The sequence below is a fragment of the Enterococcus sp. AZ170 genome, from assembly GCF_050545135.1.
GTDB classification, from domain to species: domain Bacteria; phylum Bacillota; class Bacilli; order Lactobacillales; family Enterococcaceae; genus Enterococcus_L; species Enterococcus_L ureilyticus.
The window spans coordinates 135,379-154,875 of record NZ_CP172947.1 but is presented as its reverse complement, the minus strand read 5'-3'; the positions used below and the strand labels follow the sequence as shown (position 1 = coordinate 154,875).

At 32.0% G+C, this 19,497-nt stretch carries 29 protein-coding genes and 1 tRNA gene; 3 read left to right on the top strand and 27 right to left on the bottom strand.

The features are described from left to right. Nucleotides 1–3: 3 nt before the first annotated feature. Both IGJ55_RS00785 and IGJ55_RS00780 read right to left on the bottom strand, forming a co-directional pair. Nucleotides 4–1,917 (bottom strand): ATP-binding cassette domain-containing protein, encoded by a 1,914-nt coding sequence (locus IGJ55_RS00785; protein WP_430607085.1) that lies wholly within the window; start codon nucleotides 1,915–1,917, stop codon nucleotides 4–6. Nucleotides 1,918–1,942: 25 nt separating this feature from the next. Further along, the gene (locus IGJ55_RS00780; protein WP_069639119.1) at nucleotides 1,943–3,037 is read right to left on the bottom strand and encodes a M50 family metallopeptidase; all 1,095 of its coding nucleotides are present in this window, start codon (nucleotides 3,035–3,037) and stop codon (nucleotides 1,943–1,945) included. A gap of 247 nt (nucleotides 3,038–3,284) precedes the next feature. On the opposite strand from IGJ55_RS00780, the gene IGJ55_RS00775 reads away from it, so the two are divergent. Beyond that, nucleotides 3,285–3,725 carry a hypothetical protein gene (locus tag IGJ55_RS00775; RefSeq protein ID WP_430607083.1) on the top strand — a complete coding sequence of 147 codons (441 nt, stop codon included), beginning with the start codon at nucleotides 3,285–3,287 and terminating at the stop codon, nucleotides 3,723–3,725. A 613-nt stretch (nucleotides 3,726–4,338) separates the two neighbouring features. Here IGJ55_RS00775 and IGJ55_RS00770 read toward each other — a convergent pair. The 7 genes from IGJ55_RS00770 to IGJ55_RS00740 all read right to left on the bottom strand — a co-directional run bounded on the left by IGJ55_RS00770 (nucleotide 4,339) and on the right by IGJ55_RS00740 (nucleotide 7,859). After that, nucleotides 4,339–4,788: a GNAT family N-acetyltransferase gene (locus tag IGJ55_RS00770; RefSeq protein ID WP_430607081.1), complete on the bottom strand. Its 450-nt coding sequence runs from the start codon at nucleotides 4,786–4,788 to the stop codon at nucleotides 4,339–4,341. A 33-nt stretch (nucleotides 4,789–4,821) separates the two neighbouring features. Then, complete coding sequence (locus IGJ55_RS00765; RefSeq protein WP_430607080.1) at nucleotides 4,822–5,058, bottom strand: hypothetical protein; 237 nt, start codon at nucleotides 5,056–5,058, stop codon at nucleotides 4,822–4,824. Nucleotides 5,059–5,114: 56 nt separating this feature from the next. Further along, nucleotides 5,115–5,585: a hypothetical protein gene (locus IGJ55_RS00760; RefSeq protein ID WP_207121696.1), complete on the bottom strand. Its 471-nt coding sequence runs from the start codon at nucleotides 5,583–5,585 to the stop codon at nucleotides 5,115–5,117. Then, nucleotides 5,582–5,815, bottom strand: coding sequence for a hypothetical protein (locus IGJ55_RS00755; RefSeq protein ID WP_430607079.1), 234 nt, complete (start codon nucleotides 5,813–5,815; stop codon nucleotides 5,582–5,584). Before IGJ55_RS00755 ends, IGJ55_RS00760 begins: the two co-directional genes overlap by 4 nt. A 222-nt stretch (nucleotides 5,816–6,037) precedes the next feature. Continuing rightward, a complete protein-coding gene (locus tag IGJ55_RS00750; RefSeq protein ID WP_207121693.1) occupies nucleotides 6,038–6,766 on the bottom strand; it encodes a hypothetical protein in 729 nt (242 codons plus the stop codon). Nucleotides 6,767–6,817: 51 nt separating this feature from the next. Next, nucleotides 6,818–7,213 (bottom strand): hypothetical protein, encoded by a 396-nt coding sequence (locus IGJ55_RS00745; RefSeq protein WP_430607078.1) that lies wholly within the window; start codon nucleotides 7,211–7,213, stop codon nucleotides 6,818–6,820. A 301-nt stretch (nucleotides 7,214–7,514) separates the two neighbouring features. After that, nucleotides 7,515–7,859: a potassium channel family protein gene (locus IGJ55_RS00740; protein WP_069640195.1), complete on the bottom strand. Its 345-nt coding sequence runs from the start codon at nucleotides 7,857–7,859 to the stop codon at nucleotides 7,515–7,517. Between the two features lie 336 nt (nucleotides 7,860–8,195). Between IGJ55_RS00740 and IGJ55_RS00735 the strand changes: the two genes are divergently transcribed. Then, a tRNA-Ser gene (locus IGJ55_RS00735) sits at nucleotides 8,196–8,279 on the top strand. A 351-nt stretch (nucleotides 8,280–8,630) separates the two neighbouring features. On the opposite strand, the gene IGJ55_RS00730 is transcribed toward IGJ55_RS00735, so the two are convergent. The 4 genes from IGJ55_RS00730 to IGJ55_RS00715 form a co-directional block, all read right to left on the bottom strand. Then, nucleotides 8,631–8,930: a hypothetical protein gene (locus IGJ55_RS00730; protein ID WP_069640181.1), complete on the bottom strand. Its 300-nt coding sequence runs from the start codon at nucleotides 8,928–8,930 to the stop codon at nucleotides 8,631–8,633. Between the two features lie 385 nt (nucleotides 8,931–9,315). Continuing rightward, on the bottom strand, nucleotides 9,316–9,627 hold the full coding sequence (locus IGJ55_RS00725; protein WP_069640182.1) for a bacteriocin immunity protein: 312 nt from the start codon (nucleotides 9,625–9,627) through the stop codon (nucleotides 9,316–9,318). Between the two features lie 601 nt (nucleotides 9,628–10,228). Then, a complete protein-coding gene (locus IGJ55_RS00720; RefSeq protein WP_275579453.1) occupies nucleotides 10,229–10,351 on the bottom strand; it encodes a hypothetical protein in 123 nt (40 codons plus the stop codon). Nucleotides 10,352–10,488: 137 nt separating this feature from the next. Then, nucleotides 10,489–10,785, bottom strand: coding sequence for a helix-turn-helix domain-containing protein (locus IGJ55_RS00715; protein ID WP_069640184.1), 297 nt, complete (start codon nucleotides 10,783–10,785; stop codon nucleotides 10,489–10,491). A gap of 145 nt (nucleotides 10,786–10,930) precedes the next feature. Between IGJ55_RS00715 and IGJ55_RS00710 the strand changes: the two genes are divergently transcribed. Further along, nucleotides 10,931–12,367: a SulP family inorganic anion transporter gene (locus IGJ55_RS00710; protein WP_207121016.1), complete on the top strand. Its 1,437-nt coding sequence runs from the start codon at nucleotides 10,931–10,933 to the stop codon at nucleotides 12,365–12,367. Between the two features lie 177 nt (nucleotides 12,368–12,544). On the opposite strand, the gene IGJ55_RS00705 is transcribed toward IGJ55_RS00710, so the two are convergent. The 14 genes from IGJ55_RS00705 to IGJ55_RS00640 form a co-directional block, all read right to left on the bottom strand. Further along, complete coding sequence (locus IGJ55_RS00705; RefSeq protein WP_430607076.1) at nucleotides 12,545–13,276, bottom strand: hypothetical protein; 732 nt, start codon at nucleotides 13,274–13,276, stop codon at nucleotides 12,545–12,547. Nucleotides 13,277–13,299: 23 nt separating this feature from the next. Then, complete coding sequence (locus IGJ55_RS00700; protein ID WP_429951309.1) at nucleotides 13,300–13,494, bottom strand: hypothetical protein; 195 nt, start codon at nucleotides 13,492–13,494, stop codon at nucleotides 13,300–13,302. 391 nt (nucleotides 13,495–13,885) lie between these two features. Continuing rightward, complete coding sequence (locus IGJ55_RS00695) at nucleotides 13,886–14,128, bottom strand: hypothetical protein (protein ID WP_429951311.1); 243 nt, start codon at nucleotides 14,126–14,128, stop codon at nucleotides 13,886–13,888. 589 nt (nucleotides 14,129–14,717) lie between these two features. After that, a complete protein-coding gene (locus IGJ55_RS00690) occupies nucleotides 14,718–15,320 on the bottom strand; it encodes a hypothetical protein (protein ID WP_430607074.1) in 603 nt (200 codons plus the stop codon). Nucleotides 15,321–15,347: 27 nt separating this feature from the next. Next, entirely contained in the window at nucleotides 15,348–15,722 is a 375-nt protein-coding gene (locus IGJ55_RS00685; protein ID WP_429951315.1) for a hypothetical protein, read from the bottom strand. A 38-nt stretch (nucleotides 15,723–15,760) separates the two neighbouring features. Continuing rightward, entirely contained in the window at nucleotides 15,761–15,904 is a 144-nt protein-coding gene (locus IGJ55_RS00680; protein ID WP_157804652.1) for a hypothetical protein, read from the bottom strand. Between the two features lie 32 nt (nucleotides 15,905–15,936). Next, nucleotides 15,937–16,200 (bottom strand): hypothetical protein, encoded by a 264-nt coding sequence (locus tag IGJ55_RS00675; protein WP_430607072.1) that lies wholly within the window; start codon nucleotides 16,198–16,200, stop codon nucleotides 15,937–15,939. A 29-nt stretch (nucleotides 16,201–16,229) separates the two neighbouring features. Further along, the gene (locus IGJ55_RS00670) at nucleotides 16,230–16,427 is read right to left on the bottom strand and encodes a hypothetical protein (protein WP_429951319.1); all 198 of its coding nucleotides are present in this window, start codon (nucleotides 16,425–16,427) and stop codon (nucleotides 16,230–16,232) included. A 35-nt stretch (nucleotides 16,428–16,462) separates the two neighbouring features. Beyond that, nucleotides 16,463–16,690: a hypothetical protein gene (locus IGJ55_RS00665; RefSeq protein ID WP_429951321.1), complete on the bottom strand. Its 228-nt coding sequence runs from the start codon at nucleotides 16,688–16,690 to the stop codon at nucleotides 16,463–16,465. A gap of 13 nt (nucleotides 16,691–16,703) precedes the next feature. Then, complete coding sequence (locus tag IGJ55_RS00660) at nucleotides 16,704–17,147, bottom strand: helix-turn-helix domain-containing protein (protein WP_429951322.1); 444 nt, start codon at nucleotides 17,145–17,147, stop codon at nucleotides 16,704–16,706. A 150-nt stretch (nucleotides 17,148–17,297) separates the two neighbouring features. Continuing rightward, nucleotides 17,298–17,741 (bottom strand): hypothetical protein, encoded by a 444-nt coding sequence (locus IGJ55_RS00655; RefSeq protein ID WP_430607070.1) that lies wholly within the window; start codon nucleotides 17,739–17,741, stop codon nucleotides 17,298–17,300. Between the two features lie 42 nt (nucleotides 17,742–17,783). Continuing rightward, on the bottom strand, nucleotides 17,784–18,134 hold the full coding sequence (locus tag IGJ55_RS00650; RefSeq protein ID WP_429951326.1) for a hypothetical protein: 351 nt from the start codon (nucleotides 18,132–18,134) through the stop codon (nucleotides 17,784–17,786). Nucleotides 18,135–18,322: 188 nt separating this feature from the next. After that, nucleotides 18,323–18,853 (bottom strand): hypothetical protein, encoded by a 531-nt coding sequence (locus tag IGJ55_RS00645; protein WP_429951328.1) that lies wholly within the window; start codon nucleotides 18,851–18,853, stop codon nucleotides 18,323–18,325. A 173-nt stretch (nucleotides 18,854–19,026) separates the two neighbouring features. Next, the gene (locus IGJ55_RS00640; protein ID WP_429951330.1) at nucleotides 19,027–19,491 is read right to left on the bottom strand and encodes a hypothetical protein; all 465 of its coding nucleotides are present in this window, start codon (nucleotides 19,489–19,491) and stop codon (nucleotides 19,027–19,029) included. Nucleotides 19,492–19,497: the final 6 nt, after the last annotated feature.

Here is a 19,497-nt window from a genome sequence, read left to right as displayed (position 1 = left end):
CCTCTATGGATTATTTAAAACGGAAACAATTGATGCTTTTGCTGCTTTTCTAGCAGGTATGAAGGAAACAATCATGCCCAATAGCACACTAAAGACAAGCATGATGATGATTGTGCCACCATTAAACTCAAGTAATGAGGTAGCAAAGTCTAGTTTGTTTTTTAGTAAGTAATTCGCAATTGTCCCAATCACTAAACTCAACAGAACACCGGTAAATCCACCTAATAAGCTGATCATCGCACCTTCTGTTACAAACAAACGTCGCACATCACTTCTGGCTGCACCAATGGATTTTAAAATACCGATTTCTTTTCTACGTTCGATCACACTAACATAAATCACAATTGCAATCATGATCGCTGCAACGACTAAGGAAATACCTGCTACTAAGCCTAAGAAGACAAAGAGAATGGTGATATACTGTTTGCCTGTTTCGGTATCTTCTTCAGGTGTAACGGAGATGTAGCCCTCTTTTTTTAGTGATTTATTGACTTTTTCACTAGCTGCAACAGTATCGAAGAGTAAAATCATTCCCGTTGACTGCTTTGCTGTTAAGTCAAAATCATTCGTTAAAGATTCCGCTAAAGAATGGGAAACATAGGCTAGATTTAGCAGTTCTACGATTTTCTTTCGCGTCACTCCTGAAATGGTTACCTTTCTTTGCGACGTTGGCATCATCTCACTTTTTGACATTAATTGTGTCACTAGCTCGATTTCTTGTCCTATTGCTTTTTCTGCACTGCCAAAAAACTGATCTGCTGTGTCTTCGGGGATAGCTATTTCTGTGTCTTTGATCGGCATTTGCCCACTCTCTAAAATACTTTCATTGTACAAAGAGATATTTTTCTTATCTAAAGCTGTATACAGACTCATGTTTTGGACCTTTTCTCCACTTTTCAAACTCGCTGAAAAAACATAATCAGTTACTGCTTCTTTCACTCCCGGTTGTTTCGCAAGCTCTGCCCTGATTTCCTCTGAGAGTAATCCGTATCCAGCTTTATTCACCATTAACAATTGGTTGGTTTGATAGATACAAAATTCATTTTCAATATACTTGTTCATTCCTAGACTAAAGAACGAAATCAGTAAGACCGACATGATTCCAATTGAGGCACCCATAGCCGTTAGGAATGTCCGGCTCTTTTTACTGTTGATATTGCGAAAGGCTAGCTTCACAACAGCGGCTAGCGACAATCTTTTTTGCCTTAATTTATTTTTAGCTGATTGGACTGAGCTATTGGTCGCTATCTGTGTTTCATTGATAATCTTCCCATCCGCCAATTCAATGATTTGATCTGCCAGTTCCATATAGTCTTGTGAATGCGTCACGATGATGACCAGCTTTCCTTGTTCAGAAATTTCTTTGAAGAGGGCCATAATGTTATCTGCGTTTTCTGAATCCAATGCACCCGTCGGTTCATCTGCCAAGAGGATTTCTGGATCATTAGCCAAGGAACGAGCAATTGCTACACGTTGTTTTTGTCCACCGCTTAATTGATTTGGAAAATAGTCCCTTTTTTCCCACATATCTACCTTTTTCAATAATGCTTCTGCTTTTGCATTCTGTTCCTTTTCATTAGACTTCCCTAACATTAAACTCAATTTAACATTTTCTAAAATCGATAAGTGGTCGATCAGGTTATACTGCTGAAATACAATCCCCATCTTACTTTGGCGGATCGCAGCCCATTTTTTTTCACTCAAGGTTGCTGTATCTGCTCCAAAAAGGCAGTAGCTGCCTTGATCGATCTGATCCAACCCACCAATAATATTCAGCAGAGTAGATTTGCCACTGCCTGATTCCCCCATTAGGTAAACCAGCCCAGGTTTTGTTATCGTTAGTTGGATATCCTTTAATACTGGAACCGTTTCTTTTTTTAATTTATAGCTTTTGAAAACGGACTTAAGTTCAATCATTACACATTTCACTTCTTTCTATTATTTAGTTCTCTCTCCGTACTTTTACAATCATTCTTAGTAAATAAAAAATCATGGCGAACCCAAGAATACCTTGGAAAATAGTTAACCCTGTGGAAAAGACATTATTGCTTTCAAGTTTTATTTTTGAAATACCTAAAATCATACTGATAATCATTACCGACATAATGACGAGATTCATGATTCCATAAAATTTTATAAGTCCAGCTTTACTTTCTTCATATTTATTAAACAGAACATCTTTTTTCTTGCCTAAAGCTAATTTAATCGACTTGTCATAAAGATTGGGAATATTTAAAAGAGTCGAGAGTATCCAATAGCCATCTAGTTTCGTCACAGGCAAAAGATTGGACAGCATCATGATCAAGTTCCAGCAAATGAATGTATTTAACAACGCATTTGCTCCGCCCATACGGATAGATACCATCACAGATAACGCTGTAATGATAAATTGAACCATTACTCCTGCTAACAATGTAGCCAATGTTTTTCTTTTTTCATTAAATTCTCTGACCCCACTCACATCACAAAATAGCGCTGGTGAACCACAAATAAATAAAAAACCAATTTCTTTCACTTTTCCACCGTGATACTTGCAGACCAAGCCGTGCCCTAGCTCATGACAGAACACTGTTAAAATTGTTCCTGTATAAAGGATCAGAATATTTTTCACTGTTATGTCATAAGAAATATTAGTGAGAATCATTTGGGAATGCAGTCCCCACTCCACAATCCCTCCTAGACAAATAGCACCCAAGATTAAAAGGAACAGTCGGTTAAAGAGCTTATTTTTGAGTAAATGGTCTACGACCCACTGAAATTGATTATCAGGATTGAATACCTTGATTCTGTAATAGAGCCAATTCTTTTTTTCTACTTTTTTCTCCCCTAATACACCTAGCTCTTCCAACGAGTGAATAAAGCGTTCTATTTCCTCGATAGGAACCCCATATTGTTCGGAGATCGCTTCTAGTGAACGTCCTTCCTTTAATTCTGTTAGAACTTTTCCTTCTGAAATACCTAATCGAAAATATTGATCTTCTTTTAGGACAACATAATGATCTTCTTTTTCTGTTATCTGTAAATCAGTCATTTTCATTTTTTCGTCCTCCAATTTTTATTGATACTATGACTTTATCGAATATGTTAAAGGAAGAGAATCGTGTTTCATAAACGGTAATTTTTCCGCCGTGAATGGTTCATTCAAGACAGTTCGCGACAAAAAGCGAACTGTTTGAAGGGAGAGAAGTATTTATTTGAAGAAGCACTGTATAGTTAGTGGTGTAGCAAGGATAACACGTACAAACTTGAAAAGATCCGTTGTAAATTGAAAGGAGGATCGTCACATGGGGAGCAATGAATTACTACATTTGTATTCAATTATCTATGAAACAGAGTATACAAATATAACGAAAGCGCTAAAAGAAGTCGCAGAAGAAGATGTGTCTACATCATACGTATGCATGAAAAATGAGCGCTCGTTTCATCACTTGGCCGTAAAAAATTCTTTAAGCCTCTATTTTGTTTACATTCCAACTGTTGAAACATTTATGCGGTTTAGTAAAGAGTTTTTATCCCGTGATAGATACCTACCTTTACACTTTATCGTGATCTGTTCCAGTCTATCAAAAGAGCTCATGCTGTTGAGTTACAAGTACAAAATAAGAACATTGGCTTTTATTGATTCCGCAAAATCGAAGCAGACTTGTAAACAGGAAATCAAAGAGTGTATTGATTATGTCAAAGTTATCCAACAACAAGTAGATAAAAAGGAGGGACTAAGATGATGACTTTAGCGCAAGTGGAAAAATTTGAAACAGTAGCAGCTCCAGGGATCGTGGCAAATATTATTGATTTCTGTCACGGACTCGTTGACGGAATCAGAGGTTAATTTGAACCATTAAAGATTAAAAAAAAGGAGGAACTAAAATGATGATTTTAACTCAAGTTGAGAAGTACGAAGCAGTCGCAGCTCCGGGGATCGTGGCAAATATTATTGACTTCTGTCATGGACTTGTTGACGGAATTAGAGGTTAATACGACTATTTTTATTAAAAAAAGGAGGGGTTTTCAATGGTCTTAAAGCAAATCGAAAAGTATGAAGAAGTAGCCGCGCCGGGATTTTGGTATAACGTAGGCTATACAATTGGTTCAATTGTAGGAGCTTTCTTTTAAGAAATAGTAGCAATTATTTGAATAAATTTTTATAGAAAGGAGCAAATTATGATGACTTTATCTCGTATCGAAAAATATGAAGAAGTAGCTGCACCAGGTTTTTGGTATAATGTTGGCTATACAGTTGGTTCAATTGTAGGAGCTGTCTTCTAAGAATAAAAAGACACTTTCCGTTGATTGGAAAGTGTCTCAGACTGTAGACGATGTCCTGAAATGGGATGATGTCTACAGTTTTTTCGTTTGTCCTTTTGATACATCGTTCTTATGATGATTTATTATAAGAGAGCACTGAAAACGCTCAACATTAGGATATTTTTCACCTAGGCTATTTATTTTAAACCCATATTTTTGATAAAAGCCTACTGCTTCGTTGTCTGTCTCAGCGATTATCATTGATGGTTTATATACTCTTTTGATAAAATCAATCATTTCACTAGCATTTCTATTCCTCTGATAAGGTTTTCCAACAGCTATATGAGTAATGGTTAATGAGTTTCCGTCGGATATATTAATGCCTATACAACCAACTGCCACATTATTACACCGCTTCACATACAAGTGTTTATTAGAAGCTCCTAAGTAATCTTCCAATGTTTTTTCACTATTCTTTTCTGACGTTGCAAGTGTGAGCAATTTTAGTATTTCTGTGTCCATACTATTGATTTTATCGATCATTTATTTACCTCCTGTTGACAGCGTTTTTGAGAATCAGTGATAATTTTTTTCTACCAAGTCAAACTTTTCTATTTGTTCTGTTGTTGCAGGTATGTAACTAAAGTCGTCTTTTTCTATTAAATAGGGACTATAAAACATTTTCCCTGTTGATTCTTGTAAAAATAATGAGACGAGACCACCATAAGCGAATAAATCATCCCAATGAGGGACAATTTTATATATATTCCCTTTTTTATACAGATAGTCACCCATTTTATGATTTTGTCGCATTTTTCTACACCCCTTCTATTGATACTTTTGGGAATTAATTATTAATGTACACATTACTACTCTAATTCATTCAATCTTAGTTTATATAGATCTACATACATCCAAAATAAAATAAACGAAAATATTATTGAAGCTACAGCCAAAACAATTAACATTACTTGTATGCCAAAATTTTGTTCTATTGATAAAAAATAATATGGAGCCATTATTTTTTGTATTTCTATATTATTTATGAAAATTACAAGTATCACAAAGATCATACAGACAGTAGTAAACAATTTCCCAATTTTAAAAAAAAGGATTTCTTTGCTAAATACTTTTTTGATTGTATCATTATGTTCTGTTTTATCTGCTATTCTTTTTGAAAAGATATTAAAGTGACCTTTAATAAGGATACAATAAATGATATCAAAAAATAGAATAAGTACTGTAACAATAGAAAACAATCCAAAATAAGGATTTAAGTATAAACAAATACCAGATAAAATAGTAAATAACCACCACTTGTTTTTTAGCTTGTTCATCATAATCTATCACTCTCTTTCCTATTGTTTTTGGGAGTATCTTCAGTATTCCATTGATAGCTATCAACAAGATAGTGTTTAAGTTCTGCGAATGTTACTCCATTAAATGATTTGTTAGGCAACTTCCCCCATACCAACGATTTATTAATAATTGAATTTTCTTCTATTTTACTTAATTTAAAATCTGGACAAACCGTTAGCCATTCTGTAATTTTCATTTCATTATTCATCACTTAGTTATCTTTCTGATTTTTATTCGTACAAAAGCTACTACTGAACATTTTGAATCTCACGTATGCTGCTATTCATCTGTTTCGAGAAGCCGATCTATCTTCAACTTTAAGAATTCTTACCGTTCGCTTTTAGAGAAATCTTCCTGGAAGATTCACAGCTGTAGCCAAAGAATATTCATCCATAATACGAACGAGCCTTTTTGAAAAATACTGATTACTTTGCTAATACTTATTCTTTTCTTCCCACTCTTTGAATGAACTATAATACTTGAAAACAACAGTCGGAATTATTTCTTGATCTTTTGATACCAGATAACTAGTCTCGTTGTATTCAATAAATTTATTTTCTCTTGTTTTCCAAGCAATTATATCTTTTCCATTAAATCTTAGAACCCAAACGATATTATTTTTACCTGTATATGGAAAATAATTATCTTCTATCAATTTAGTAAAGAGTTCTAGAAAAGTTGTCATATCGCTTATTTCATATAATTTTGCGTGACTCTCCATGTCATCACCCATACAAATACTTTGTCTATCTATATTAATTTCCATATTAGTTTCTTCCTTTATTTTTAATAACTGATTCTTTTCGGAAAAACTGATCTTTTCCTGAAGAATTGATCGCTGTTTATACAGCTCTTCTGTAACTTCTTCGTATTCCTTTTGAATACCTAATCTGTAAGCTTCGTAACCCGGAGAATCATTCCAAGATCCCATCCCACCAAATACCTGTGACTTTGCCAATATCCGTTTTGCTTTCTCTTGATTAGATATATCTAAATCAAAAACATTTAGGGTGGAATTGAACATTCTACAAAAATTTTCTTCGTCCAATTGTTCAGATAATCTATTTATATTTTGTAAAGCTCTCTTAGTATTGATTAGATCATCTTCAGTAACACCAATATCATTCTTTTTTTTAAAAAAATTAACTAGCGATTTGATCACTCTAGCACTTTCCTTTCCTTTTTAGAAATGCCTTCAGTATTCCGCAAATAGCTATTTATAAAAAAAATTCTTCAACTTATCCAACCAATTTATTTGCACTATCTTATTCTCTAGACAGTCTTCACGTCTTTCTGACCACTCTTCAACTGATGAATAATAAATAAACGTAACCTCTGGAATCCTTTTTCTATTCTTACTTATCGAACAATAAGTCTTATTGTATTCATAAAATTTATTTTCCTTTGTTTTCCAAGCAATCCTATCTTTCCCATCAAATCTTAGAATCCAAACGACGTCATTTCCTTGAATATGAGGAAAATAATTTTTTGCTATTAACTCTTCAAAGAGTTCTAGAAATGTGATATGTTCGTTTACTTCATTTTTAGTTTCGTGACTTGTAACATCATCCCCCATACATACACTTTGTCTATCAATTATAATTTCCATATTGACTCCTTCTGTTATTAATCCTTTTTGAGATAATCAATCTTCATTAAGCTCTTCACGTATGCGAAGAAACTTGTTCAATTTCTTTTCCTGTTTTTCCTTTCCATCTCTAACAATCTAAGCTATTGGTTTTAAGCTCAAACACTCTTCATGATAAAATCCTTTATCGACATAGTAGATATAATCACCATCATTTAGTTTCTTTCCACAAGATTTAGTCATTTTTCATCTACCATTCCTTTTTGGATCTAATGCATACAGCTATTCGATTGTTTTTGGTATTCTAACTATATTTACCCTCTTATTGCTTTTTACTCTTTTTTTCTTTGTGGTATGTGGCCATTGCGTGATTAAAGTTGGCAATCATTACGGAAATAATACCTACTCCAATTAAAACATAAATTATTGTGAAAATTTTACCAACTGCTGTATGGGGAGATAAATCGCCAAACCCCACCGTGGCAAGTGTAATTACAGAAAAGTATAAGGCATCTAAAAAGCTCATGCTTTCTACACCATGGTAGAAAAAAGTGCCTATCGATAAAATAAAGAGAACGGCTAACATAATAGCTTTTTGTTCTTCTTGAAGGAATAGAATTTTTAAGATTCTCCATAAACTACGAAATAATAAAATAAAAGCAATCACAGTAACCACTTTCCTTTCTTTCTGATAGAAGACAAATTATATGAAAATTTAAAATAGTATTTATTTTCATAGTTAGCCTCTAACTATTCTTTTTGGTAATATAGCTCTTATCACTTTATTAATCATTCTTCACATTTACTTCTTACTTTTTTAGGGTTGATTTAAGGTTTAAACGGTATTCTAGATACAGATAAACAAAGGAGGTCATTATTGCTTTTGAAACAATTAGATATCTCAAATTTATTTATTTATTCTACAAAGAAAGTAAGAAACTTGTTCCAAATTTTTGAGTGAAAGAGACTCATTTGTCTCTTTCGCTACTCTTAAATTATGTGGGTGAACGTGGTGTTTAACTCCCAGAGGCTAAACGTTTGTTGGTACTCTATCATCGAGGTGTAGGTTCGAATCCTACCGTCCACGTCGTGCTTCGGCACTTGAAATATAATAGATACTTTAGAAAGGAATGGTTTTATGAAAAAAACATTTGTTGTACTTGCTGCTATCGCTATTCCTATTGTTGTGAAACAATATCGTAAACATTCTCGTGTGTATCAGTCTAGCCTGAAAAGTTAGTTACTTTGTTTACAAATTTTCTTTTCTAGTAATTGGTAATTTCTAAATTAATAATGAAAATGATGATTTTTATTCCTATTTTTCATTATTATAAGATACTGTTTACTTATATCAAATAACCCTAACAAAACATTTTCTTCTTTTTTAACTCTTTTTCCTACCTTCTCCCTAAGGTAGGTCTTTTTTGTCTATCAGGAGTTAACCATCCTTTTTGAGAATTTCTATAGCATATTCAAATCCCTCAATATATTTTTGGGCTTCTATAAAATTGTCTTGTTCTTTGCTAGGTGCCAACTCAATTAAACTTTTGCGTTCTTTTACTAGTCTCTCTATCACTGGATCAACGCTTGGTAATTCTGTTTGGACAGTAATTCCAATAGTTGATTCTGTATCGTCTATAAGTTGCTGTAATGCTTCTTCTAAATCCTCAGATTCAAAGTAGTCTGACATATACATACCATGTAAGATCATACCCACTTGACTGGTTGTTAATTCCATCATTTATCCTCCTACTGATCCTTTTTAGGAAACTTTTTTTGTTTAATTCGATTATATTTCCTTCTTTTTAAAAATAAAATCAATACTACTAATAGTATTGATACACCTAATAGTACTAAACTTATGCTTACTTCAGTCAATATCGCTGAAAAAAGCTCGTTCGTATTGTCTCTATATAAAATTTTATAGCGTTCATACATGCTAGGACGCCCATATCTTCCAAAAAAGATAAAAGAGACAAAAACTAAGACAACGGCACTTATACAATAAAATATCATTAGAATACTTTGATAAATGGGCGTTGCTGACTTACCTTTATGCTTTAATTTCCTTCTATTCCTGAGTCACCTATCTTATCTTTTTTGAGAAGTTAGTTCACTCAAATTTAGTCAAACTGAGACAAGCTTCCTAAATCACCTCTATAATTGTTATTCACCCCAGCTGATTTAGCTATATCACTCAATTCACTTATAATTTGATTTTGTTCTGGATTAAATTTCCATTTTTCAGTGAGTGTTTTAAAATAGATAAAGTTAGTTAGTCTAGCAATTAACGCTTCCTCATTTATAGACACATCCAGTTTTTTATATACTTTTAATAAAACCTCTTTTAATTCCGCATAATTATTTTCTTGATTGTCTTTAAAACTGTTATACAAATCCGTTATTAGTTGTTTTGTCTCTTTGTTATTAGTCATACTAATCCTCTTTTCTATCCTTTTGGGGATACATCTTATGTTTTTTGTATAATAAAATAAGATTAATTACTAAAACATATATCAACATAAATATTAAACTATGAAGTACGATAATCAGCATTGGAAATATTGTCAAATCTCCCCACATTGAATCGTAGCTGCCTCTTAAACTTTTTGGCAAAACGTCTACTATGAAACTTCCAATTACCCATAAAAGTACACTAAGAACTCCTGTTAAATTCATGATACATTGTTTCGATAATTTTATCCTTTTTTCAAATTTTTTATATAGTAAATAATGTACAAGGACAACCACTAAGAAAATTATTCCATATCTCTCCTACTGATCCTTTTGGGGAAGATTAATATATTTAAATTACGATTGTAAATTAATCAAATTTTTTAATTGCTTCTGGGGTCGGTAATACAATATCAGAACCGTTAAATCCGGTAAATTCATCATAAAAATTCTTATTGATATCTAAGTATTTAAACAACCTCTTACTTGCAATTTCCACATTTTTCCAATCATCATAAGAATACGTGGGACATTGGCGTCCTAAAATTTTGTTTGTATCTCGTGAAATTAATTGTACTTTAATTACTGCGGTTTTTTTCCATTTTCAATGCTAAGAGATACTTTAATTTTCTTACTCTTATTGTGATATCTATTATCACCATTAAATATAATTGAAACTGCTGGTACAAATAAACGTTTAGTCATGAACTTACTCCATTTACTTTGTGTCAATGAAAAGTAAACATTTTTTTCAAGATCATCTCTTGAGTTAATAACAATGGTTAAAAAGCTACAGAAATTGAGTGGTAATTTTAAAATCAGAAATTTGATCTATGGAAAAACTACTTCTCTTCTAAGCCTGTTAAAAACTGAAGAAGTTCATATTTTTTTTGTTCTGGTAAACTCATAATAACAGTTATTAATTTCTGATCTGTAGGACTTAATTTAGGATTGAAAAAATCTGACAATGATACACCTAATGCCTCACAAATATGTGTTAGTGTCTTTAAGGAGAGCTTTGTTGTATCATTCTCTATTGCAGAAATAAAAGATGGGGAAATATTAATTTTTTCAGCTAATGTTCTTGCAGTCATGTGGTTTGCTTTCCTTAATTCTTGAATTCTTATTCCAATATTCATCTATTCAATCACCTCAAAAATTCACTATAGGGTTAATTTTAATTGTATTTAAATTCACCTAAGACTTTATTTAACAATGTGACTATGATACTATAATAAAGTTGTCAAATGCAACTAAAAATTTAAAAGGGTGTGATTTATCTACATGTTATTTAGTATAAAAAAAGAAGAGTGGATTGGAAATGGGAAAAATGATTTGTTTGCTGGTCTAGTTTCGTCTATAGCCGTACTTCCAGAGGTTGTAGGTTTTGCTATTATTGCAGGAGTAAATCCAATGACAGCACTATTTGCTTCAGCAACAACTATTTTAATTATATCCTTTACAGGTGGAAGACCAGCCATGGTTTCAGCCGCCGCAGGATCTATGGCACTCGTTATGGCTGCGCTAATTAAAAGCCATGGTCTTGAATATATGATAGCAGCAACTATTTTAACAGGTATTATGCAATTAGTTCTAGGATATCTTGGTATTCAAAGATTAATGAAATTTATTCCAAAAACTGTGATGTTTGGCTTCGTAAATGCCTTAGCCATTTTAATTTTTCTAGCTCAAGTACAACAATTACCTGGGCAATCAATATGGACGTACTCCATGGTAATTATCACAATCATGCTAATGTACGGACTTCCAAAAGTTACAAAAGCTGTTCCACCTGCATTAATTGTTATTATAGTAATGACTGTTGTTGCATTGGCTTACCCAGGATATCTACAAAAAATTGGAGATATGGGAAATATGTCGACAATTGTACCAACATTATCATTTCCAGGGGTTCCTTTCACTGTTAAAACATTCTCTATCATTTTTCCAACAGCAGTTGCTTTAACAATGGTAGGTCTGATAGAATCATTATTGACTATTCCTGTAGTTGATAAAATGACCGGAAGCAAAGGAGATAACAAAAGGGAAGTGAAGTCACAAGGTCTTGCAAATATAGTGACGGGGTTATTTGGTGGTCCAGCAGGCTGTGCAATGATTGGTCAAGCTGTGGTCAATGTGAAATCTGGTGGACGAAAAAGACTTTCTACTTTTGTTGCGGGAATGGCTATATTAATCCTAATTTTTGGTCTAAAAGATATCATGATACAGATACCTACTGCAGCTCTTATTGGTATTATGATTACTGTTTCATTTGAAACATTTGAATGGGAAAGTTTATCTCTCATCCGCTCTTTCCAAGTAACAGAGAGTCTAGTAATGCTTGTGACGATAGGTGTTGTTGTTTATACACATAATTTGGCGATTGGTATCTTTGTAGGTGTTCTATTAAGCGCAGTCATTTTTATGGCAAAGCTATCGACGATTTCAATTGTTCAAAAAGATGATTTGTTTGCAGTAAAAGGACCTTTATTTTTTGCTTCCACACATTCGTTTCTCCATTATTTTGAAACTGTTAATTATGACAACGAACAGCTAACAATAGATTTTTCTTATTCTCATATCTTAGATCATTCTGGAGTTGAAGCATTAAAGTCTTTTGTAATTGATATGAAAAATCAAAAAAGAAAAATTTCAATTATTGGTTTAGATATTCATAATCCTGAATTATCCAAAGAAATTGAGTCACTTCTTTTTGAATAAAAAAGTAGCCCGTCCAACTGTATTAATTGTTGGACAGGCTATTTAAGTAATTTATTTTAAAAAAATTGTACTAAGAGAATAATTTCTCTGAAAATGATCCTTTTCGAGATTTTTTTCTTATTAACAAAAATCGGCTACTTTTTCGAACCATTTTTTTGGTGACACAATGATATTTTTTTATTTTGTAACTGGTATACCTTCTTGTCCAACATGTTGAGAAGCCGCTTGATTTATTAAATTCTCTGCTGGTTGTAACTTAACCACTTCTAATTCATCCAATTTCCTCTGAAAGCCCTCTATATTTTCAGAGGTTAAAGAATGTACCATTTGATCAGGTACATAGGTAACTGAGAAGGATCTGTTAACCAGACCTTCAAAACGCATAAGAAGCTGATCGTATTTTTTTTCCAAAGAGTAAACAAAAGCATTATTCCCTGAAACTTCATTTTGAAAATTTTGATATTGAGCTGAATATAATCCCTGATTAAAATTATATAGCTTAATAATAGAAATGTGGGGTTCTTCAACTACTGAATCCATCAAATTTCCTTTCAAAGATTCCTCCGTGATAGGTAAATATTGTACTCTCGTCTGAATCCCATCCTTAGTTTTAATATGAGTCATCTTCAACAGTACTATAGTATCTAGATTACCTGTATTTGTATTCTCATTTGACTGGTCAACAGTTTCACCGTTACTATACCCAATATACCAGCCATCTAAAGAACTCATAGTAATATTTTGATGCTTAATTTTACTACTCGACTTGTCTAAACTATTTTCAATAGTGGGTGTTTCTTTTATTCTAAATACTTTCCATTTTACATTGAAACTAAACAACATAATTGTAATAGCAACCAGCACAACCAAAAAAAGCAAAAGGATTAACGAGTTTTTTTTATTGATCATATTACCTCCTATATATTTTCTTTTTATTTCATTTGATCTATGAAGTCTTGATCAATACTTGGCCATACAAAACCTTCTATCTTACAACACTTGGATTCCTTTTCAAACGCTTCAGAATCTGTATAACTTTCTTTTAAGTTTATTAGTCCTTTTTCTGTCACATCACCATAAAAAGTTAATCCTGGAATATTTTTCTTTTGAAAATCTTTAAACTCCATTTATTCCACTTCTTTCTGATCCTTTTTGGTAGTACTAATCTAATCAATAATTAATACGAAAAATTCTGTTTCCAACAAATATCATCAGGTAAACAAAAAGAATCGTAATTACAAGTGAGATTAATAAGAATAATGAACCAGAATAAAAATCTTTTCTTAAAAAATATTTGCTTATCGGAATAATAAAAATAAAAAATCCTACTCCTAACACAACACTTATAATATTTACAAGTAATATATTTGTTTGAGGACTCTTTTGGTTTTCAATGTCTGTAGCTAGTATATTTCCTTTGTTTTCTGCATTAGTACGCCTATCACATTAGTATTTTGACGATCATATTCACTATTTTTTATATTTGAATTTTGTGCAAATTTTCGTTGTTGCTCTCTATCACCCATATATCTGTCCCAACTCATCGTTTTTGAGAACCACTAATTTGTCTTCTAATTCAATAATCTTACTAGTTATTTCCTGTACTTCTTCACATTGAGAAACAGGGACAACTTCTTTTTTTAAGAAAAAAGTAGTTTTTACTCTAGGTTGTAGAAAGTCCCGTTTACGTTTAAGTTTCAATAATTCGTGTTCAACTTTTTTTATTAGCTTCTGTTCTTCACTTCTTTGCTTAAAAATCATTTTTCTACCCCTTTTCAATCTTTTTTAGGTTAGTTACAGCACTAACTTTATTGATACAGTAATTGCCGTTTCTGATTTTGCCTTTTGAAGTAAATCGATATCCTCTTCAGCTAATCGATCAAGCCAATATTTTTTTGCTGATTGAGGATCACTTGTAAAAAAAAAAGCTCTTTATCTTTCCATTTTTTGGAAATAGACAATTCTTAATGTCTCTGTTGTCTTATCCAACAAGCGAAACTCTATTTTCATACAATCCTCCTTAAGCTTAAGTATCGATCGTTTTTAGCACTCTGTTTTTATCTGCTTATAATGAAATAAATTAAAGTTGGTAGCATTAAAGAGAGTAGAAGAAGAATACTCGAAATAAACAGTATCTTCCAGTAATAGTACGCATTACTCTTTTTTCCAGTAGCTTCTATTTTAAAATTTCTATAGCTAATGAAAGGTAAGATCACAACAAAAACTAAGAATAGAAATTTTATTATATTATTTACCACAACTTATAAACCACCTTTACTGATCGTTTTTTATAACTGTTTGAGTATATTATAGCTGTCACTTTTGGAAATATACCGTTTGTTCATTAACTCTAATTTTCCCAAATATTTATTTCTTCCAAAGGATAACTTGTCAAATCACTTTCTTCTGACGGAGTTTCTTCTAGTGCAATCATCAATGTTCCGTCATATTTATAATATAAATAGTAGGATACGTCTCTATAAGTACCGTCAACCGTTGGTTTACTCACTCTAATTTTTGTTTTAAGTTTAATATCAACAAGTTCATTTTTTCTAGAATCAAGAACTCTATATGTTTGTTCATTATCATCAGCAACAATTTCATATTCCAATTCATTACCGAAAAGGTCATGAAGCTTATCTTCAGTAAAACCTTGTCTTGGTTGGTTCTCTACACCAGTAGAGTTTCCTTCATACCAAGATTTTCCATTAAGCAACGTCTTTGTAATTTTAGGGTATTTAGCTTCCTCATAATTTGTGGTTACTTGTGAACTTTGAGTAGTTTCTATTGATTCTTTTTTTATCGAACTTGATACTGAGGTTTCTTCTTTTTTATGAGTGCTATAATTAGTGACCGAATGCTTAGTTGAATCTACAGACCCGGTTGATTCATTATTAGCACAGCTCGCTAATAGTGTAACTGAAACTAAAACAAAACAAATAGTTTTTTTCATCTTTCTTCACACTTCTTTCTGATCATTTTAGACACAACTTATTACACATAAAAAAACATTTGTAAATACATCATACAATGTATAAATAAATATCAATGCAAACAAAAGCAAGATTCCTATGATACGATTCTTCTGTTTTTTGGTAGCTATTTTAAAATTGAATTGAGTAGCTATCATACATGGAATAATAAATATCAATATCCCAATATTTACGGTCGTTGAAAGATTATCGTTATTTGGAAAGCTTTCATTCGGTATTGTTATAGTTGGCCAACCTCTATACTTAATAATATCCAGTATTTTTTGAATGACAAATAGTATTACAAAAATAATTGCTACTTGGTTAAGTGTCTTCCCTCCTTCTTTCCATAACTTTTCTTTTTTATTTTTGTGTTGCCCCATTACAATCTCCTTTTCGTATCGTTTTCGGGAACTAATCTTCAATCCATTTTATATGTGGTGTTTAAAATCACTGCACCAATTATCGTCAATAAAATACACTGATACGGATTTTTAAAAGCAATCGTTGCACCTACAATAAGTATTGCAAATCCACATATTTTTAACCTTGTTCTATTTTTCATTTTTGTTCCTCCTTTATTTTTCATGCATGCTGCTACCGATCCTTTTTGGGAATATCAGATATATAATTATATATATCTGTCTTGTCAAGTCCCGCCATACGAGCAAAATTATCAATTTCATACCTTATATTTTTCGCCTTACAAGATTCATCTCCTAATTTCCCTGTTCCTTCACCAGCAATATATTGTTCTGTTGCAGTTAAATCTCCCCACTTTTTTTGCCCTTTCTCATCGCCGATATTGTATACTTGTTGCATTTTTTCTTTAATCGTTATATTTAATTGTTCAATATACATACCACTTATTCCATTTTTATTTAATTCAGCTAATCTTTTTTTGAATCTTCTATTCTTATTTTTCTTCGGTCATTACGTCCATATATTAAATAATCGTAATAATATTGTTCAGTTTCTTGCTCTGCTTTCTTATCTTCAGCTTTTCTATATACTATGCTACCTACCGTACCTAACACAAATAATGAGAGAAAAACTGTAACTACTACTGTCCGACTGGTGACTTTCATTTCACTTCTCCTTAATTATTGATCCTTTTTGGGAACTAATCTTCATTGGTTCTAGCAAAAGAAATTTCCCTGTATAATCTCATTGCAGCATTCTTTTTTAATTCTGCTTGCAGCTGCTCTTCAGTTTCATAAATCATCATTGTTGTGTAATGCTTTTCCAGTTCATTCATTAATTCTACTAGTGCCAAATTTCTATTGTATGAGCCTTTCTGATTTTTGATCTCATTGAAGTCTGATTCAATCTCACTTAACATTCTTTTCATCATTCTTCCTCCTTCATTTTTCTTTTTTATAGTAAATAACTGTACCAAAGTCAAATTTGATTCCACGATTCTTTTGAGCCTTATCTAGGTACGTTGGCTTTGGAATATCTTTTATAGAAACACCTGTCCGCTCTAAATAATCTCGTACAAGTTTCAAAAATTGAACATGAGCCTTTTTTTCAGAAGTAGCAATCTTTTCATTTACAATGTTAGAGTCCTGCAAAACAATTATTTTCCATACTTCATTATTTGCTTCTTGTTCCGTCATGCCAGTTAGATACTCCATACCTTCCCTACTTATGATCTGCGTTCCTTTTCCGTTGCCTATCTTAGTAAAAGTTCCCTCAAGGAACTTTTCAGGATAATTATTATATTGCTGTAAAACATACGTACGTTCTTTATTCCATCTTTCACTTGCTTCAGGAAACGTCATAATACCTAACTCTTTCAAATTCAACTGATCACTCCTAATCTAAAAACCTTATATAATGTATAAATATATTATACATTATATAAGGTTTAGAGTAAAGCGTTTTTTACAATTAATCAAGAAATATTTTCATTTTCTGTGGATCTAATGCATGCAGCTATTGATCCTTTTTAGGAACTAAGTTAAGTTCACTATTTTTTGAAGTGTGCTCGAAAAAATCAGATAGTCTTTCTTATCATATATCTTTATTTTATAGTGGTCTTTTGAATTCTTATCTGTAGTACTAATGCAATAGTAAGGTTCCGACTTATTAGTCAAAGAACGATAAGTATTAGGGTCTTCATATCCATTAAATTTGAATAATGTATTATTTATCTTCATTTCTTTAATAGTCATTCCAAAACACTTAATTGTAATGATCCCTTCTTTGAGTATGATTTGACTGGATAGTTGCCACCAAACAAGAATCGTTAAAAAAATGGCAAACAGAATATATAGAACAATTGCCTCGAAATTCAAAAGTTCATTTTTGTAAGCAAAGAAAAATCCTCCTACTAAAATTACTAAAGCAAAAATTGCTTTCACATACCTATAAAATCCATACTTGAATATTTTTATCATGTTTTCCCCCTTCAGTTATTGATCCTTTTTGGGATAGTGTCTCTAGTTCATTTCAAAAATAATCTGCACATAGAAAACACGGTTCATATCCACGTAATAGCGAATAGTCTTGACCTTCTTTAAATTTTCACTATCTATTTCTTCTTGTAACACTGCTCTGTAGAAGGGTAGCTTATGACTAATTTTTTGAATAGCCGCAGGCATTTTCACCAATATTGTTTTAGTGTTTTTTTCTTCAAAGAACTGTCTTTCAAATGTTTGTAATTCATAGTCTTCTGACTGGAAAAACAAGTCTTGAAAACTAGATTCTAAATTGTCAATTGCCTTATCAGTTACATCACCATAAAAATTTAATCCTGGTATATTTTTTTGTTGAATGCTTGAAAAATTCATTTATCTTGCTCCATTTCAATTATTTATTGATCCTTTTTGATATATAGTTCGAAATTTTCTGTTTGGCCATAGTCCTGGCATCTGAGATTGTTCGTCATTATATCTAATTCACCTGGAAGATCTCACGCTGCAGCTGGACAAAACAACCTATTTTTCCGAACGATCGTTTTTGAAAAAACGTATCCAGTTCATTTAGAACTCTTCTGGCTATTTATCTCTATACCTTTGTTGATATAGCTCTCAACTTTTTTAACATCTTCGTTTATTCCCGAGGTAGTAAAATGAAATACTTCAGTGTTTGTGTAAATTACTAGTTTAGCGCTTGATCGTGAGCTTCCTCTTGAGCTTCCTCTTGAACCTACACCATAACTCAATTCTGCCTTAACTCTACGTATTTTATTCATCTGAATTATAATTTCGTCACTACCAACCAAAATCCTTACACCCTTTGTGCATTTAGTTATTACAACTTCTTTCAAGAATAACTTTTCATAAATTATCTCAGACAAATATATTGCTCCTACAAAATAAATTGTTCCAAATAGAATTAGTAACACTTCACCATCAAGATTAATGCTAGTGTTACTAATTATCTCTATTCCAAAAAGAAATACAAAGATAAATGTAAGAACTAACAAAATTCTTACTGACATTTTTTTAAATTTTGAATTAGAATAGTTAAACTTTCCTTTCATTAAAACTTTTGCTTTTTTGTCCACCCTTTCTATCTACCTTTCTATCGTTTTTGGCGTATAGTTCGCCATTTTGAGTTTGGCCATTGTCCTGACCTCTGCAATCGTTCGTCAATACCTTCAAATACCTGGAGAGATCTCACGCTGTAGCCGGACAAAATAGCCTGTTTTTTCGAACGATTAATTTTTGGAATGGTCCATCAGCAAAATTCTAAAATTATCTCCAATAATTTTTTAATTCGATTGCGGTAAGTTTCGTTATACCTCATATCTGATAGTAGTTTAACTTCCTTAACTGTATACCGTTCGTTATCAAATAATTGATAAAATTTATTATCTTTCCCAATATAAACAGGTTCGTTAAAGTTTAAAAAATTAGATTTATTTTTGAACTGATCACCTGTAATATCAATAATTAATGAGCCGTCTTCTCCTAATAACCAAGCATGTGATTGCCCCTGACTAAAAGCATTAGTCACCAATTGGGTATGTATTCCATTTAATAGTAAGAACTGACCCAATAGTTCGCTAGTATCTGCACAACAACCGTTAGGAAATCTATTAAACGGTGTTTCAAAGAGCTGACCAGTGTTTTTTGCTTCTTCGATAGCGTTTCTAAACCTGCTTGAAAGATCGTATATTAGCTTTCCTTCTATATTAGACATCGGGTT

Bases quoted from the DNA above. Each gene is read 5' to 3' on its own strand.
- IGJ55_RS00785 (WP_430607085.1), bottom strand. From the start codon at position 1,917: ATGATTGAACTTAAGTCCGTTTTCAAAAGCTATAAATTAAAAAAAGAA.
- IGJ55_RS00780 (WP_069639119.1), bottom strand. From the start codon at position 3,037: ATGAAAATGACTGATTTACAGATAACAGAAAAAGAAGATCATTATGTT.
- IGJ55_RS00775 (WP_430607083.1), top strand. From the start codon at position 3,285: ATGGGGAGCAATGAATTACTACATTTGTATTCAATTATCTATGAAACA.
- IGJ55_RS00770 (WP_430607081.1), bottom strand. From the start codon at position 4,788: ATGATCGATAAAATCAATAGTATGGACACAGAAATACTAAAATTGCTC.
- IGJ55_RS00765 (WP_430607080.1), bottom strand. From the start codon at position 5,058: ATGCGACAAAATCATAAAATGGGTGACTATCTGTATAAAAAAGGGAAT.
- IGJ55_RS00760 (WP_207121696.1), bottom strand. From the start codon at position 5,585: ATGATGAACAAGCTAAAAAACAAGTGGTGGTTATTTACTATTTTATCT.
- IGJ55_RS00745 (WP_430607078.1), bottom strand. From the start codon at position 7,213: ATGGAAATTATAATTGATAGACAAAGTGTATGTATGGGGGATGATGTT.
- IGJ55_RS00730 (WP_069640181.1), bottom strand. From the start codon at position 8,930: ATGGAATTAACAACCAGTCAAGTGGGTATGATCTTACATGGTATGTAT.
- IGJ55_RS00725 (WP_069640182.1), bottom strand. From the start codon at position 9,627: ATGACTAATAACAAAGAGACAAAACAACTAATAACGGATTTGTATAAC.
- IGJ55_RS00720 (WP_275579453.1), bottom strand. From the start codon at position 10,351: ATGACTAAACGTTTATTTGTACCAGCAGTTTCAATTATATTTAATGGT.
- IGJ55_RS00715 (WP_069640184.1), bottom strand. From the start codon at position 10,785: ATGAATATTGGAATAAGAATTCAAGAATTAAGGAAAGCAAACCACATG.
- IGJ55_RS00710 (WP_207121016.1), top strand. From the start codon at position 10,931: ATGTTATTTAGTATAAAAAAAGAAGAGTGGATTGGAAATGGGAAAAAT.
- IGJ55_RS00705 (WP_430607076.1), bottom strand. From the start codon at position 13,276: ATGATCAATAAAAAAAACTCGTTAATCCTTTTGCTTTTTTTGGTTGTG.
- IGJ55_RS00700 (WP_429951309.1), bottom strand. From the start codon at position 13,494: ATGGAGTTTAAAGATTTTCAAAAGAAAAATATTCCAGGATTAACTTTT.
- IGJ55_RS00695 (WP_429951311.1), bottom strand. From the start codon at position 14,128: ATGATTTTTAAGCAAAGAAGTGAAGAACAGAAGCTAATAAAAAAAGTT.
- IGJ55_RS00690 (WP_430607074.1), bottom strand. From the start codon at position 15,320: ATGAAAAAAACTATTTGTTTTGTTTTAGTTTCAGTTACACTATTAGCG.
- IGJ55_RS00685 (WP_429951315.1), bottom strand. From the start codon at position 15,722: ATGGGGCAACACAAAAATAAAAAAGAAAAGTTATGGAAAGAAGGAGGG.
- IGJ55_RS00680 (WP_157804652.1), bottom strand. From the start codon at position 15,904: ATGAAAAATAGAACAAGGTTAAAAATATGTGGATTTGCAATACTTATT.
- IGJ55_RS00675 (WP_430607072.1), bottom strand. From the start codon at position 16,200: ATGTATATTGAACAATTAAATATAACGATTAAAGAAAAAATGCAACAA.
- IGJ55_RS00670 (WP_429951319.1), bottom strand. From the start codon at position 16,427: ATGAAAGTCACCAGTCGGACAGTAGTAGTTACAGTTTTTCTCTCATTA.
- IGJ55_RS00665 (WP_429951321.1), bottom strand. From the start codon at position 16,690: ATGAAAAGAATGTTAAGTGAGATTGAATCAGACTTCAATGAGATCAAA.
- IGJ55_RS00655 (WP_430607070.1), bottom strand. From the start codon at position 17,741: ATGATAAAAATATTCAAGTATGGATTTTATAGGTATGTGAAAGCAATT.
- IGJ55_RS00650 (WP_429951326.1), bottom strand. From the start codon at position 18,134: ATGAATTTTTCAAGCATTCAACAAAAAAATATACCAGGATTAAATTTT.
- IGJ55_RS00640 (WP_429951330.1), bottom strand. From the start codon at position 19,491: ATGTCTAATATAGAAGGAAAGCTAATATACGATCTTTCAAGCAGGTTT.